This window comes from Micromonospora sp. NPDC049559 (assembly GCF_040676675.1).
In the GTDB taxonomy this organism is placed as follows: domain Bacteria; phylum Actinomycetota; class Actinomycetes; order Mycobacteriales; family Micromonosporaceae; genus JBFAPK01.
Genome location: NZ_JBFAPK010000011.1, coordinates 149582 through 164797 on the forward strand (window position 1 = coordinate 149582; position 15216 = coordinate 164797).

The 15216-nt window shown below is 71.5% G+C and carries 9 protein-coding genes, 2 tRNA genes and 1 pseudogene; 3 read left to right on the forward strand and 9 right to left on the reverse strand.

The features are described from left to right. Positions 1 to 124 precede the first annotated feature (124 nt). A complete protein-coding gene (locus tag AB0J86_RS15335) occupies positions 125 to 1300 on the forward strand; it encodes a low temperature requirement protein A (protein ID WP_363857379.1) in 1176 nt (391 codons plus the stop codon). A 133-nt stretch (positions 1301 to 1433) separates the two neighbouring features. On the opposite strand, the gene AB0J86_RS15340 is transcribed toward AB0J86_RS15335, so the two are convergent. Then, positions 1434 to 2156 (reverse strand): methyltransferase domain-containing protein, encoded by a 723-nt coding sequence (locus tag AB0J86_RS15340; RefSeq protein ID WP_363857381.1) that lies wholly within the window; start codon positions 2154 to 2156, stop codon positions 1434 to 1436. Between the two features lie 105 nt (positions 2157 to 2261). Between AB0J86_RS15340 and AB0J86_RS15345 the strand changes: the two are divergent. Further along, positions 2262 to 2552: pseudogene (locus AB0J86_RS15345) on the forward strand (alpha/beta fold hydrolase); the annotation flags it as partial. A 69-nt stretch (positions 2553 to 2621) separates the two neighbouring features. Here AB0J86_RS15345 and AB0J86_RS15350 read toward each other — a convergent pair. The 5 genes from AB0J86_RS15350 to AB0J86_RS15370 all read right to left on the reverse strand — a co-directional run bounded on the left by AB0J86_RS15350 (position 2622) and on the right by AB0J86_RS15370 (position 7004). Then, positions 2622 to 4160, reverse strand: coding sequence for a hypothetical protein (locus tag AB0J86_RS15350; protein ID WP_363857383.1), 1539 nt, complete (start codon positions 4158 to 4160; stop codon positions 2622 to 2624). 457 nt (positions 4161 to 4617) lie between these two features. Beyond that, complete coding sequence (locus tag AB0J86_RS15355) at positions 4618 to 5046, reverse strand: PASTA domain-containing protein (RefSeq protein WP_363857385.1); 429 nt, start codon at positions 5044 to 5046, stop codon at positions 4618 to 4620. Positions 5047 to 5339: 293 nt separating this feature from the next. After that, a tRNA-Ile gene (locus AB0J86_RS15360) sits at positions 5340 to 5416 on the reverse strand. A 133-nt stretch (positions 5417 to 5549) separates the two neighbouring features. Next, entirely contained in the window at positions 5550 to 6818 is a 1269-nt protein-coding gene (locus tag AB0J86_RS15365; RefSeq protein WP_363857387.1) for an NAD(P)/FAD-dependent oxidoreductase, read from the reverse strand. Positions 6819 to 6931: 113 nt separating this feature from the next. Then, positions 6932 to 7004 (reverse strand) — tRNA-Asn (locus AB0J86_RS15370). Positions 7005 to 7383: 379 nt separating this feature from the next. Between AB0J86_RS15370 and AB0J86_RS15375 the strand changes: the two genes are divergently transcribed. Continuing rightward, on the forward strand, positions 7384 to 7764 hold the full coding sequence (locus tag AB0J86_RS15375) for a hypothetical protein (RefSeq protein ID WP_363857389.1): 381 nt from the start codon (positions 7384 to 7386) through the stop codon (positions 7762 to 7764). A gap of 324 nt (positions 7765 to 8088) precedes the next feature. Here the strand turns inward: AB0J86_RS15375 and AB0J86_RS15380 are convergent, their stop codons facing one another. The 3 genes from AB0J86_RS15380 to AB0J86_RS15390 form a co-directional block, all read right to left on the reverse strand. Further along, a complete protein-coding gene (locus AB0J86_RS15380; RefSeq protein ID WP_363857391.1) occupies positions 8089 to 9096 on the reverse strand; it encodes a sugar phosphate isomerase/epimerase family protein in 1008 nt (335 codons plus the stop codon). A 316-nt stretch (positions 9097 to 9412) separates the two neighbouring features. Continuing rightward, positions 9413 to 11527: a ThuA domain-containing protein gene (locus AB0J86_RS15385; protein ID WP_363857393.1), complete on the reverse strand. Its 2115-nt coding sequence runs from the start codon at positions 11525 to 11527 to the stop codon at positions 9413 to 9415. Between the two features lie 248 nt (positions 11528 to 11775). Then, positions 11776 to 14640, reverse strand: a complete 2865-nt coding sequence (locus AB0J86_RS15390; RefSeq protein WP_363857395.1) for a PQQ-dependent sugar dehydrogenase — start codon at positions 14638 to 14640, stop codon at positions 11776 to 11778. Positions 14641 to 15216: the final 576 nt, after the last annotated feature.

Sequence of the window (15216 nt, forward strand, 5' to 3'; positions counted from 1 at the left end):
GCGACGGCCATGACGGCGGTTGGCCCGGTGATCCGCATCGCCGGGCGACCCTGAGCGCCGGACCAGGTCGGTGTCGGCGTCGCCCCGGGGGCGGGGGATACGGGACTTCCTCCGGTCCCGGACGGTGCCGACCAGCGTCGAGAACCAGCGCGCGACCCTCTTCGAGATCTTCTTCGACCTCGTCTTCGTCTTCGCGCTGACCCGGATCATCGCCTTCATGGGGCATCCACCCAGCTTCATCAGCATGGGGCGGGGAGCCCTGCTCCTGCTGCTGCTCTGGTTCTCCTGGGCCTCGTACACCTGGCTGAGCAACCAGGCCCGGGCCGACGTCGGGCTGATCCGCGGCGGCACGCTGCTGGCGATGGCCGCGCTCTTCGTGGCCGCGCTCGTGATCCCGGCCGCCTGGCGCACCCCCGCCGGCACCATGGCGGCACCGCTGATCCTGGTCGGCGCCTACATCGCGCTGCGGGCCGTACAGATCGTCCTCTACTACCAGGTGACCGCGCACGACCCACGGGTCCGGTTCGGGCTGCGGCTGATCGCGATCCCGATCGTCCTCGCCTGGATCCCGCTCGTCCTCGGCGCGGTCGCCGGCGGCGAGACGCAGACCCTGCTCTGGGCGGTGTCGCTGGCCGTCGACATCGGCGGACAGCGGACGATGCTCGCGGCCACCGGGGGCTGGCGGCTGCGCAGCCCCGGTCACTTCAGCGAGCGGCACAACCTGGCGCTGATCATCGCCCTCGGCGAATCGCTGATCTCCGTGGGTACCGGGGCCGGCACCGTCGTCACGCGCGCGCCGGTGCTGGTGGCGGCGCTGCTGGCCTTCGTCGCGACGGTGTGCCTGTGGCGGACGTACTTCGAGTACGTCGGGCCGGCCGTGGCCCGTACGCTCGACCAGGCGGCCGCCCGACAGCGCGACCGGATCGCCGCCGACGGGTACGGCCTGGCCTACCTGCTGCTGATCGTCGGAATCATCTACCTGGCGCTCGGGGTCGAACAGGTCGTGTCCGACCTGGCCGAGGAGCGGTCCGGCCGGTTCGCCGGCGAGCCGCTGGGCTGGCCGGCGACCATCGCCCTCTACGGCGGGGTCGCCCTCTACCTGGCCGGCCGGCCACTGTTCCTCTGGATCGCCGTCCGCTCGGCGCCCCGGGCGCAGCTCGCCGCGATCGGCGCCGCGCTGGTGCTGCTGCCGGTGGGACGCCACCTGTCCGCCCTGGCCGCGCTCGGCCTGGTCACCGCGCTCCTGCTGGTGGTCGCCGGCCACGAGCGCTCGACCCGGCGGCCGGAATCGAGGCGGTAGGCGGCGGGGTCAGCGCGGGCTCATCCCGGCGGGGGCAGCGGGCTTACCCCGGCGTGGGGGCGGGCTCATCCCGGGGTGGGGGCGGGGCTCATCCCGGGGTGGGGGCGGGCTCATCCCCGGGGTGGGGGCGGGCTCATCCCGGCGGGGCGGCGACCGGTATCGGCGTGGCGGTGACGCAGGTGAGCACCCGGCCCTGCCCGCGGGCCTCGGTCGTTGCGGTGGTGGTGAACCCCTGGGCCCGGAGCAGCCGCTCCGTGGAGGTGAGGTTCGCCTCGGGATGCACGGACGTGGGCCGCTCGCCGAAGACGTAGAGCCGTCCGCCCGGCGCCAGCAGGCTCCGGATCCGGTCGATCTGCCGCGTCGCCGCGCCCAGCCAGAACAGGTTGACGTTCACCGCGAAGATCTTGGTGAAGTACCCGGCCGGGAGGTCCACCGACGCGAACTCCGCGCATCGGATCTCGACCGTGCCCGAGTCGATGTGGCTGGCGTTGCGCTCGGTCGCGAGCCGGGCCATCGTCGCCGCCCGGTCGATCGCGACGATCCGGCCGGTGGTGAGCCGACCGGCGACCAGGGAGACCGCCACGCCACGGCCACATCCGATCTCCAACAGCCGGTCGTGGGGCCCGACGGCCATCGTCTCCACCGCCCAACGCTGGCGGTACGGTGCCGCCGACGCCTGGGCCGACTCGTCCGGGGCCGACTCGTCCGGGGCCGACTCGTCCGGGGCCGACTCGTCCGGGGCCGACTCGTCCGGGGCCGACTCGTCCGGGGCCGACTCGTCCGGCGACGGGACGGGACCGCCGGCGACGAGACCTGGATCGCAGGTCGGCGGGGCGCATCTCACGACGTCACTCACCAAGCCGTCTTCTGCTCACACAATCGATTGCACCTCGCCGGACGGCCGAATGCACAGTGCCCTCGGTCACCAGCGGCAAGTATGCGGCAGAGTGCGCCGGGCGGTATGCGGGCCGGGATCGGGCTGGCCCCGCCCCGCGGCCGGCCCCGCGACAAATCGTCGGCATTCGCGCCGCTGGCTGAGGTGTTGGCGCCGCGGTGGCGGGTGATCGCGCCCGGTCAGCGTGGGCATGGAGCGTCGGATGGTGCCGAGAGACACGAGCGGGACGGCTACGTCGCCGACGTCACCGCCTTCCACCGGAATCTGCGAGTCGGTCCTGCGGCGGTGCTGGGCCACTCACTCGGCGGCGTAAACGCGCACCAGTACGCCGCCCGGCACGCGGACCGGTTCACCGCGCTGATCGTCGAGGACATCGGCGCGGTCGTGGCCGCGACTGGTCGTTCACCAGGCGCAACGCGCGGCAGGTCAGGCCGCTGGCAGGCTGGTGAACACCAGCGGCCCGGACGGTGCCGGAGTACCGCCGTTGGGGTACCCCCAGGACGCCCCGTTACCCGCCGAGGTGCTGAGCGTGAAGCCCACCGTGTACGTCCCTGTCGGCAGGGCGGAGAAGGACACCGGCAGCGAGACGTGCCCATCGGGCCCGACACGGACGCCGCCGCTCGCGCCGCCCACCGAGTGACCGAGGGAGTTGTAGATGGTGGTCGAGAACCCGGTCACTGGAGCAAGCGTGACGTCGTCGATGATGACGTTGACGCTGATGCCGTTGAACAGGTCACCCGGAGCGGCCTCGGTGCGGCTCAGCGCTGCCGCGATCGCCACCGGCCTGGCCGTGTCGGGCACCCGAGTGGCCCGCAGGTCCAGCACGGGCCCGCCGTAGTAGGCACCGTACACCGAAACCGCACCGGCCGCGTCGGTGAGCAGAATACCGTCGATGGTGCAGGAGCTGTTCAGCTCATGCATCACCACCGGGAGTGAGTACGTACCCGCCGGTCCCTCCGTCAGCACCTGGTTCCAGGTCGAGCAGCCCGAGGTCGCGACCGTGGCGGTCAGCCCGCCCTGTACTCCGCTCGCGCTAAACGTCAACGTGGTCGTCGCCGACTGGCGCCAGTTGTTCACCTGCGTCGGGCTCAACGCGAACCCGCTGGCGCTTATTACCTCGTTGCGAGTGACCCGCACCGTCTGCGCATCGAGGCCGGTGTAGCGCTCGGTGTTGCCGGCCCGGTCAGTCAGGCTGACCTCCTTCACTTCCCAGTCGCCGGTGGGGCTGCCCGCAGGCAGCGTTACCGGCAGTTCGCACCCGACGAACCAGGAGTCCCAGTTCTGCATGTCACCGCAGAGCATGCCGCCCTGGTCGCTGTATCCCAGGGTGATCGGTGCGACGACCTCGATGGTGCCGGGGCCGTCCAGCACGATGTGACCCTCCCAGAAGCCCGCGCCCGGCTCGTCCTGGACGTACAGGCCGTAGCGCAGGGTTGCACCGGAGCCGTCGTCGTATACCTGATTCTTGGTCGGCGAGGCGAGCCAGACCCCGTCTGTCACCGGCGGCGCGGTGTCGGGGGTTTGGGTGGCCGCCAGCACGGCAGCCGGGCTGATCTCGTCGCCGGACAGGGTCCGCGTGGTGCCCTGGTCGTCGGTTGCGGTGATCCTATTGACGCGGTAGGTCACCGGCGCGGCCGGACCGTACTCGGTCAGGTGGAAGTCGTACGCGTATGACGAGCTGGCGATCTCGCCTGTGTACGGCCCGACGACGGGCCACCCGCCGTCGAGACTGAACCGGATCTGCTCGACCGGCCCGACCGCGGTGGTGCCGCTGTAACCCTGCACATAGATGCTGCCGCTGAGGTCGTGGGCGGTGGTCGACGTGTCGGTCACCGTCCAGTTCAGGGTGACGGTCGTGCCGCCGGTGGTGGTGTCGACGTGGTCCGTCGCAAAAGCGATGCCCGAGAAGCCGATCTCCGGGTTCCCTGCCGCGACGGCCGGTGCTGCCGCCGCCGCGAGCAGCACCGTGGCCGCAGTTACGGTGGCCGAGATTCGTGAGACTGCGCGAAGGTGCCCAGCGACCATGTGTCCTCCCCAGTGACGTGTGACCGGACCTCGATGGTCCGGTCGGCGCGGGCCGCCGTACCGCGGACTGCGCGCGCAGCGTATTAGATGCGTAACAGCGACGGAAACGCGATTTCAGCCCCTCCGCGCGCCTCGGAGGAGGCGTACGGTGCGCCCGGTCAGCTGACCGCAGGACAGTCCACGATGGATCTCCGGCCGAGTGGACTGCCGCACGGTGGGAGCAGGAGCAGCCCGATGGCGGGCCTGGGGTGGTGAGCCGCGACATCAAACGAGCCCTGACGCGACCGCATCAGGCGCACGTGATCGTGTGGCACGGCACCAACCGGATCCGGGTCGGCAACGAACTGATGTTGCGGCTCGCTGCCGACCGGCACCCGCTCGATACCCGAGGCTGCGGTTACTGCTTGGTGCAGGTCAGCACGATCAGCGCATCCGACGGAAGCCTCTCCCCCGCCTTCGCTGACTGCTTCGTCACCGTCCAGTTGGCCAGCAACAGAACGACCTTGTCGTCCGGATCCGCCGACCCGTACTGGATATTGGTGAAGCCGAGCCGCTTGAGTTCATCGTCCGCTATGGCGGCGTTCTTGCCGATTAGGTTCGGCACGGTAGCCACCTTCAGGACTGCCGATGTAGATGTAGCTCCGGATGATGCCGCTTTCGAAGGCGCGGCGGTGGTCGGCTGCTGGCTCGGTACCGCGGGCAGGCTGAGCGTCGGTGCTGGCGCCTGGCTTGCCTGCCTGGGATCGTCCTGGTTTGCGCCGATCGCGGCGAGGACGCCGCATCCGAGGCAGGCGAGCACCAGGACGCCGCCGACAGCGGCGAGCACGATCCAGAGGGTGCGGTTGCTCTTTTTCGGCGACTGCGGGGGCGGGTAGGGCAAGCCTCGTCTGCCCCCGACTGGTCGCCGCAACTCAACGCTGGATACTCGATCAACTGGTCGACCACCACGGGCCGGGTTGGGCAGGCGTGGTCACCAAAGGCATAGGTCGGACAATTTACTAGATCGCGAACCCGGCCATTGCCAGCCAGTTGGCGGCGGCCGGGCTACTGTCTGGGAAGCGATGCACCCACGGTGCACCCAGAGGCGGAAAACCAAGATCTACTATCTAGCGTTTGTGCTGGTGGGGCGGGCGGGACTCGAACCCGCGACCGAGGGATTATGAGTCCCCTGCTCTAACCGGCTGAGCTACCGCCCCCCGCCGGGCGACAGCCTAGCCTACGATCCGGAACTTACGGGGTCACCACGGGCCGGCTCCGCACACCGGCCCGCTCGCCCGCCGGGGAAACCGCAGCTCAGCGGCGTACCAGGTCCGGAAGCCCGACCGCCCGTCAGCCCGCCGGCGCGGCGCGCAGCGTGTCGACCACGGAGCCGGCGACCCGCCAGCCGCTGGCGAGCGCCCCCTGGATCGAGGGGCTGTCCCGGTGGTCACCGGCCACGAAGATCCCCTCTCCCACCCGGGCCGGCCGGCGCAGTCGGCCCTGGGGCGGCGGCGCGGCGGGCAGGGCCGCCGGCAGCGAGACCGTCGTCAGATGTTCCCAGTCGGCGGTGGCGCGGCCGTACAGCCGGGCCAGTTCGAGGCGTACGGCGGGCTCCGGCGGCGCGGTCGGTCCCGCCCGGCCGACCACCGTGGTGGCGACCAGGTGCCGCCCCGGCGGGGCGTACCCGGGCGCGGCCCGGCTCACCACCACCGTGTTCGCGACCAGTTCCCGCCGGTCGCCGTCGACCAGCAGGATCGGTGCGCTCGTCGGCGGCCGGTCGGTCGAGTGGTAGTACGTGGTGAGCGGGTGCATCCGGATGCGGCCGAGCGCGGGGAGCAGCCGGCTCGCGGCCGGCGGGTCGACCGCCACCAGTACGGCCCGGCAGCGCACGGCGCCCGACGGGGTACGCACCAGCCCCGGCTCGACGGCTTCGACCGGTACCCCGGTGACGAGCAGCGAGTCCGGCAGCGGTACGGCGACCGCCTCCGGCAGCCGTCCCATCCCGCCGGCCGGTACGCCGAGCCGCCCGCGCACGAACGAGCGCGCCACCAGCGCGAGCACGTGGCTGGAGGTCTCCAGCTCCCGGTCGGCGAAGACGCCGGAGAGGAAGGGGCGGAGCAGTTCCTCGACGATCGCGTCGGAGAGCCCGGCGCGGCGCAGGGCGGTTTCGGTGGTGACCTCGGGCGCGGCCAGCAGCCGGTGGACGGGCAGCGTGGCGCAGCCGCCCGCGAGGAGCGCCAGGCGCAGCCGGTCGAGGACGCTGCCGACGCGGGCGCGGGCGGCGCGCGGCCCGGCGGTGGGGCGGCGCAGCGGGTGCTCCAGCCGCACCAGCGCCTCGCCGCGGCGCACCAGCACGCCGGGGGTGAAGTAGCGGAGTTCCAGCGTCGCCAGGTCGACCAGGCCGCCGAGCCTCGGGTACGCGGTGTTGACGAGCTGGAATCCCCGGTCGAGCAGGTACCCGTCGACCGCGTCGGTGGCCACCCGCCCGCCGAGCCGGTCGCCGGCCTCCAGCAGCAGCCACGGTACGCCGGCGCGGTGCAGCCGGCGGGCGGCGGCGAGTCCGGCCAGCCCACCGCCGACGATCACCACGTCTGTCTCGTCGGGCAGTTCGGGTGCCACGGCCACCTCCCTCCCGCCGCCGTCGTGCGCCGCGCGCACCCGGCCCGGCGACGCGGGCCCGCAGATACGACGATGCCCGCCGGCGGGGCCGACGGGCGGGCTGGTGGGAAAAGCTCCCCCGATTGGACTCGAACCAATAACCTGCCGGTTAACAGCCGGCTGCTCTGCCAATTGAGCTACAGGGGATCGCGGCTGGCTCCGGATCTCTCCGGCGCCCTTGCGACGGCATAAGAGTACAGGACTCCCGGGGGTGTTGGTCCACCGGGTTGTTCCCTCCCCGCCCGGCCGTCCGGTCCCGCCCCCACCCCGCCCCCACCCCGCCGATCATGGACTTGTGGTCGGCCCAGAAGGGGCTAAAGCGGCATAAGGTCCGCCACAACTCCTTGATCGGCGGGCGGTGTGCGGGGCGCAACGCGGAATCGGACAAATCGACAGGTGGCCCCGCCACGCATGAGCGCGGAGGAGGATGGGTACTTACCTGAGGACAGACGACGCAGGCGCGACAGGGTGGCCGACCGGGGACGACCGGTCGTCAACCCCGCGTCAGGTACGAGAGGAGCCGCGGATGCGCGGAAAGCTTCTGTTCATCGGCGGGCTGGCCGCGGGCTTCGTCCTGGGCGCCCGCGCCGGTCGGGAGAAGTACGAGCAGCTGGTCCTCCAGGGCCGCAAGGTGCTCGACCACCCCACCGTGCAGGAGGCGGCCGGCGTGGCCCAGGCACAGGCCACCCGCCTCTACACCGAGGGCCGGGAGCGGCTGAGCCACACCCGGCTGGGCGAGAAGCTCGGCGGCATCACCGGGGACAGCGAGCGCACCACGGAGCTGCCCAGGTCGGACGGCGCGTACGCGACGTCGACCAGCGGCGGCTCGGGGAGCAAGTCGAGCTCGACCTCGGCCACGCCGCGGAGCAACCCGTCCGGCCCGAACGCCAACGGCACCGGCCTCTGACCGTCGAAGAGCCGTCCGGCCCGGTGTCCGGGTCGGCGCCGCGAACGGCCGGGCCGTTCGGACGCGACGCCGTCCGAGCGCGCCCGGACGCGACGCCGCCCGAGCGCCTCGGCGCCGGACGGCGGCAGGACGCGGATCCCGGTGGCCAGGGCGAGATTCGGCGGATTGTCGTCTCGCCGCCCTGACCACCGGGATCGTCGTCGTACCCGGGCTTCCGCCGCCGCGCCCACGCGGGCACCGGGCGAGGGCGACCGCTCCCCCGGCCACGCACACACCGGCGAGGCCGCTCCCCCGGTCCGCGCCGCCGCGTGCGCGGGCGCTCGCTCAGTCCTTGCTGGCGAAGGCGGCGTCGAACGCCGCGGCCGGAGCGTCGAACGCCAGCCGGCGGACGAACTGGAGTGCCTCCGGCGCCCCGACGAGCCGGTCCATGCCGGCGTCCTCCCACTCGATCGAGATTGGGCCGTCGTAGCCGATCGCGTTCAGCGCCCGGAAGCAGTCCTCCCACGGCACGTCGCCATGGCCGGTGGAGACGAAGTCCCAGCCCCGGCGCAGGTCGGCCCAGGGCAGGTGGGAGGCGAGCCGCCCGCGCCGGCCGTCACCGGTACGGACCTTCGCGTCCTTGCAGTCCACGTGGTAGATCCGGTCGGCGAAGTCGAAGATGAAGTTGACCGGGTCCAGCTCCTGCCAGACGAAGTGGGACGGGTCCCAGTTGAGCCCGAACGCGGGCCGGTTCCCGATCGCCTCCAGGGTCCGCTTGGTGGTCCAGTAGTCGTACGCGATCTCGCTCGGGTGCACCTCGTGCGCGAACCGCACGCCGACCTCGTCGAAGACGTCCAGAATCGGGTTCCAGCGGTCGGCGAAGTCCTGGTAGCCGCGCTCGATCATCGACGGCGGTACCGGCGGGAACATCGCGAGCGTGTGCCAGATCGAGGAGCCGGTGAAGCCGATCACCGTCTTGACGCCGAGCTTGGCGGCGGCGCGGGCGGTGTTCTTGATCTCCTCGGCGGCCCGCTGCCGGACCCCCTCCGGCTCGCCGTCGCCCCAGATGCGGGCGGGCAGGATGCCCTGGTGCCGCTCGTCGATCGGGTGGTCGCAGACCGCCTGCCCGACCAGGTGGTTCGAGATCGCGTAGACCTTCAGGTTGTACTTGGCCAGCGTCTCCCGCTTGCGGTCGACGTACGAGTCGTCGGCGAGCGCCTTGTCGACCTCGAAGTGGTCGCCCCAGCAGGCAATCTCGAGTCCGTCGTAGCCCCACTCGGAGGTGAGCCGGCACACCTCCTCGAACGGGAGGTCGGCCCACTGGCCGGTGAAGAGGGTGATGGGTCGCGCCATGATGTTCTCCCCTGTCGGTACCGCGGGATTCGCGTGGTGCGCCGCCGAGGGCGGCGGGGACTGGGGCGAGGATGACCGGTCCGGGCAGGACGCCGACCCGGGGTACGCGGAACCGGGACATGCCAGGCATCCGAGCCGGGCGGGTTGCGCCTCCCGCACCGGGTCGCCGGCCACTCCCACGGGTCGCCGTGAACACTCTAGGCCGGCGCCACGGGTGTTCGGAAGGGGCCCTTGCCACACCGCGAGGGCCCCCGGGACGGACGTCGAGGGGCTCGCCCGGAGCGAGCCCCTCGACGCCGCCCGTCGCGGAATCAGGTCAGGGCAGGGTCCACTTCTGGTTCGCCGCGCCGGTGCAGGTCCAGAGGTGCACGTCCTGGCCGTCGGCGGAGCTGTTGTTCGACACGTCCAGGCACTTGCCGGAGGACGGGTTGCGCAGCGTGCCGTCGGCCTGCGCCGCCCAGTTCTGGGCGCCGGTGCCGTTGCAGGTCCAGAGCTGGATCTTCGTACCGTCGGCGGTGCCGCTGCCCGAAACGTCCAGGCACTTGCCGAGCGCCCGCAGCGTCTGCCCGGTCACCGTCCAGGTCTGCCGGGCCGCGCCGGTGCAGGTCCAGATCTGCACCTGGGTACCGTCGGCGGTACCGCCGTTGTCGACGTCGAGGCACTTGCCGGCGAGCCCCTTGACCGGGCCGGTGCCGGGCGTACCGCCGCCGGTGCCGCGCACGAGCGTGAAGTCGTCCACGTCGAACAGCCCCGTACCGTTGCCCGTGAAGGTCAGGTACACGTTCTGCGTGCCGCTGGGCACGCCGCTGAGCGTGGTGGAGACGTTCGCGTAGCTCTCCCAGCCGCCGGTGTTCGGTACCGCCACCGAGCCGAGCACCGGGCCGGTGGTGGAGCCGGTACGCAGCTGCAGCGTGCCGCCCGCTCCCCCGGAGACGACCCGGGCCCGCAGCGAGGTGGCGCCGGTGAGGTCGAGCCCGGTGTAGCCCGCCCAGTCCCCGTTGTCGATGTAGCCGATGGTCGAGCCGCCGTTGGCGCCGGTCTTGCCGACGACCTGCACGCCGCCGGTGGAGCTGAAGCTCTCCGCCTGCACGGTGGTCTCGCCGCCGGTGGGCGGCGTGCCGCCGAGCTCCTTGATCCGGATGTTGCGGAACGAGACGTCGTCGCCGGTGCCGTGGTTCTGGATGCCGACGTAGCCGGCGAGCGAACGGACCGGGTCGGTGTTCGTGAAGTCGTTGATCTTCACTCCGTTGAGGAAGATCTGCAGCCGCTCACCCTCGACGAGCAGCTCGTAGGTGTTCCACTCCCCCGCCGGGTTCAGCGCCGCGTCCCGGGCCGCGAGGTCGGCCGACTTGAAGCTGTAGACGGAGCCGGTGGTGCGGTCCGGCGTGTCGGTCGGGTCGATCTGGATCTCGTACCCGTTGTTGACCGCCGAGTTCGGGTCGCTGGAGGCCGGGAAGCCGATGAAGACGCCCGAGTTGTCGTCGCCGGCCATCCGCCAGTCCAGCTTCAGCGAGTACGACGTGAACTGCTTGTTGCTGTACCAGAACAGGCCCATGCCGCCGACCGAGGTGAGGGTGGCGTCGGAGTTGGTGAAGCTGCCCGGTCCCGCCTGCGACCAGCCGGCCGTGGAGCCGTTGTAGAGGGCGGTGTACCCGGTTTCCGGCCGGCAGTCGGCCTTGCTGCGCCCGGACGCGTACCGGATGCCACCGAGCAGGTGGGCCCGGAACGCCGCCTCGGTGTAGGACTGCTGGGTGTGGCCGCTGCCGGTGTAGAAGGAGCGGCCGCCGGCGTACGCCTTGCACCAGGCGTGCGGGTGGTCGGCCCCCATGCCGCCGCCCGAGTACGACGACTCGTCGAGGGTGGCCAGCACGTGCGCGGTCGAGCGCGGGTTGGTGCGGTAGTTGTACCACTCGTCGGTGCGGGTCCAGGTCTGCGGCAGGTGGGCCGTGGCGGCGTGGCCCCGGTCCTCGACCTTGATGTTGGCCTGCTGGATCGCCGGGTGCGACGAGAACCAGGCGCCCACCAGTTCGCCGTAGAACGGCCAGTCGTACTCGGTGTCGGCCGCGGCGTGCACGCCGACGTACCCGCCGCCGCCCCGGATGTACGACTCGAAGGCGCTCTGCTGGGTGGCGTTGAGCACGTCGCCGGTGGTGCTGAGGAAGACGACCGCCTCGTACTGGGCCAGGTTGGCGGTGGTGAACGCGGCGGCGTCCTCGGTCGCGGTGACCGTGAAGTTGTTCGCCGCGCCCAGCTCCCGGATGGCCTGGATGCCGTTGGGGATCGAGTCGTGGCGGAAGCCGGCGGTCTTCGAGAAGACCAGTACGTCGTAGGGGGCGTCGGCGGCGCTGGCCGGCGTGGCCGGAGTGGTGCAGGCCAGCACGGCCAGCGTCGCGGTCGCCGCGCCGAGCAGCGGGCGGAGGAGTCTGCGCATGGTGGTCTCCCTGTCGAGGAGGCGGTGCTCCCGGATCGGAGCGTTCTCCCGGATCGAGGTGGTGGGCTCGGGTCGGGGTGGTGGGAAGGGCCCCTTCGTCGTACCGGTCCTCTCGAAGCCGGTGCGACGGGGCGACAAGGGGCCCTTCCCGGTGGCCGCGCGGCGGCCCGGACCACCTGGCCGGCGCCGGGGTCGGCGGGGGCCGGGTGGCCGGGCCGTCGCGGCGGCCCGGCCTTGCCGCTACCGGGTCAGGGCAGCGTCCACTTCTGGTTCGCCGCGCCGGTGCAGGCCCAGAGCTGGGCGTCCTGCCCGTCCGCGGAGCTGGTGCCCGGGATGGTCAGGCACTTGCCGGAGGACGTGTTACGCAGCGTCCCGTCGGCCTGCGACGCCCAGTTCTGGGCGCCGGTGCCGTTGCAGGTCCAGATCTGGATCTTCGTACCGTCGGCGGTGCCGGCGCCCGACACGTCCAGACACTTGCCCAACGCCCGCAGCGTGGAACCGGTCACCGTCCACGTCTGCGCCGCGCTGCCGTTGCAGGTCCAGAGCTGCACCTGGGTACCGTCGGCGCTCGCGCCGTTGTCGACGTCCAGGCACTTGCCCGCCAGCCCCTTGACCTGCCCGTTGCCGCCGCCCGGGGTGCCCCCCGTGACGAAGGTGAACGCGTCGAGGTCGTAGAGCGCGCCGGTCCCCGTACCCGCGAAGGTCAGGTAGAGCGTGGTGGTGCCGGCCGGCGCGCCGGAGATCGTGCCGGTCACCGTGGTGAAGGTCTCCCAGCCGCCGGTCACCGGTACGGTCGCCGAGCCCAGCACCGTGCCGGTGGGCGAGCCGGCCCGGACCTGGAGGGTGCCGCCGGAGCCGGCGGAGGAGACCCGGGCGGTGAACGAGGTCGCGTCCGCGAGCCGGTACGGCTCGAACGCGATCCAGTCGCCGTTGTTGATGTCACCGACGGTCTTGCCGCCCTCGGCCGGCGTCTTGGTGAACGTGTTGATCCCCGACGAGGTCTTGAAGTGCTCGGCCTGCCGGTGCTTGAACTGCAGGGTGTGCTGGGTGTGCGTGGTCAGCCCGCCGTTGTCGGTGTACGCCGCGTCGAAGATGGCGAAGATGTTCGCCGCGCTGTCGTGCTCCCCGTCCACGGGGATCGTGATCGAACCCGTGCAGCCGGTCTTCGAGGTGATCTGGTGGCCGTGCTGGTCGTGGCCGAGCACGTAGGTCATCGTCACCCGGGCGCAGTCGACCGTACCGTCCTCCGGGTCGGTCACCGTGATCTGGAACGGCACGGTGTCGCCGAAGGCGACCAACTGCCCGTTGATCGGGGTGTTGATGGTGACCGTCGGGGCGCTGTTGCCCACGCTGATGACCACGCTGGAGCTACCCGTGGCGCCGGCCGGATCCCGCACGGTCAGCGTCGCGGTGTACGTCCCGTTGGTGGTGTACGTCTTCGACGGGTTGGCCGCGGTCGAACTGGTGCCGTCGCCGAAGTTCCACGAGTAGGTGAGCGCGCCGCCCTCCGGGTCGGACGAGCCCGCCGAGGAGAACGCCACGGTCAGCGGCGCCGGCCCCGACGTACGGTTCGCGCTGGCCACCGCCGTGGGCGCCCGGTTGCCACCGCCGACGTACTCGAACCGGTAGAGCGCCGAGTTGGCGTCCCCGTTGAAGTATCCCGTCCCGTAGTCGAGCACGTAGTACGCGCCGTCCGGGCCGAACGCCGAGTCCATCACCTGCTTGCCCGTCCACGGGAACGTGTCGATCGTCCCGCGCGAGCCGTCGGCGTTGACGTGGATCGGCTTGATCCAGCCGCGGCCGAACTCGGTGGCGAAGAACTGCCCGTCGAAGGACTGCGGGAACTTGATCGACGAGTTGAGCGCCGCGTCGTACCGGTACACCGGGCCGCCCATCGGCGACTCGGAGCCGCCGCCGAACTCCGGCGGCGTGCCGGAGTCACCGGCGTACTTGATCCAGGCGGGCCGGGCCGCCGGCAGCGTCGTCTGCCCGGTGTTGCGGAACGAGTTGTTCGTCGGCCCGCCCGTGCAGTTGTACTTCGCGCCGCCGGTGTTGCTGGCGAAGTCCCACTCGTTGTACGTCTCGCTCGACGTGTTCGTACCCGTGCAGTACGGCCAGCCGTAGTTCCCGGGCGACGTGATCCGGTTGAACTCGACCTGGCCGCTGGGGCCCCGGTTCGGGTCGGTCGAGCCCGCGTCCGGGCCGTAGTCGCCCACGTACACGGCACCCGTGGCCTTGTCCACGCTGATCCGGAACGGGTTGCGGAAGCCCATCGCGTAGATCTCCGGCCGCGTGTTCGCGGTGCCCGGGGCGAACAGGTTCCCCGCCGGGATCGAGTACGTCCCGTTGGCGTTCACCTTGATCCGCAGGATCTTGCCGCGCAGGTCGTTCGTGTTGCCCGCGCTGCGCTGCGCGTCGTACGACGGGTAGCGGTTGGTCCGCTCGTCCAGCGGCGAGTAGCCGTTCGACTCGAACGGGTTGCTGTCGTCCCCCGTCGACAGGTACAGGTTGCCGGCGGCGTCGAAGTCGATGTCGCCACCGACGTGGCAGCACATACCCCGGTCGGCCGGCACGTCCAGCACCGTCACCTGGCTGCCCGTGTTCAGCGTGAAGTCCGCGTTCAGCGTGAACCGGGCCAGCCGGTTGACCCCGGCGAACGGCGCGAACTGCGCGGGCGTGCCGCTGGCCGGCGCGTCACCGGCGGGGGTGCTCAGCGGCGGAGCGTAGTAGAGGTAGATGAAGCGGTTGCTGGCGAAGCCCGGGTCGACCCCGACGCCCTGCAACCCCTCCTCGTCGTGGGTGTAGACGGGCAACGTACCGATCACGGTCGTGTTGCCGGCCGCGTCGGTACGCCGCAGGGTGCCGTTGCGGGCGGTGTGCAGGACCGAGCGGTCCGGCAGTACCGCCAGCGACATCGGCTCGCCCATCTCGGCCACCCCGCGCGCCAACTCCACCTGCTGGAAGTCGGCGGCGTTGATGGTGTGCGCCTGTGCGCTCCCGGCCGTGGTGAGCGAGGTCGTGACCGTGGTGGCGACCGTACTGGCGACGAGCAGCAGCGCGGCCCCGGCCGCGTGCCATCGTCGACTGCGGAGTGTTTCGTGCCTCATGGACATGGTCGAGCTGTCCCCTCCTGACCGAAATGACTGCCAGGCAGGGCGCGCGCCGTCGCGCCGATTGCCGTAGCCGGTGCTGTTGCGACCCGCTGAGCTGCCAACTCAGCCGGCCGTGACCGCCGATCGCTCGGACCACCGCGCTCGGAGGTCACCAGTCGATGGGCAAACCGCGCCGTCGGTTACATCGACGAAACATCCTCGTGTTGGGAGAGAGATTAATTTCTGTCGTTCGATGTGTCCATACCTTCTGCCCGACTCCGAGGGACTTTTGTTCAGACCGAAGAAAAGTCGCCCGTCGCCGGGCCCCCGGCCGGCAGCGCGGCACGTACCCGCACCAGGTCAGGGTCCGAACCGGACCGGGCCGCACGGACCCGGACCAGGTCAGGGTTGGGGGCCGGATTGCCCGCGACGGGATCAAGCCTGACCGCCCAGAGCGGGTAATCCGGCCCCCAACCCCCGCACGGCGACCCACGCGCCCACCCGGCACCCGCACGACCCGAGGAAGCGGGTGACGGCCCAAACCCACGCGCCCACCCGGCACCCCGCGAACCGAGGCACCACCCAAGGCAGCACCGA

What these genes read in the sequence shown, in the direction of transcription:
- AB0J86_RS15375 (WP_363857389.1), top strand. Translation starts at nt 7,384, where the DNA reads ATGCGCGGAAAGCTTCTGTTCATCGGCGGGCTGGCCGCGGGCTTCGTC.
- AB0J86_RS15380 (WP_363857391.1), bottom strand. Translation starts at nt 9,096, where the DNA reads ATGGCGCGACCCATCACCCTCTTCACCGGCCAGTGGGCCGACCTCCCG.
- AB0J86_RS15385 (WP_363857393.1), bottom strand. Translation starts at nt 11,527, where the DNA reads ATGCGCAGACTCCTCCGCCCGCTGCTCGGCGCGGCGACCGCGACGCTG.
- AB0J86_RS15390 (WP_363857395.1), bottom strand. Translation starts at nt 14,640, where the DNA reads ATGTCCATGAGGCACGAAACACTCCGCAGTCGACGATGGCACGCGGCC.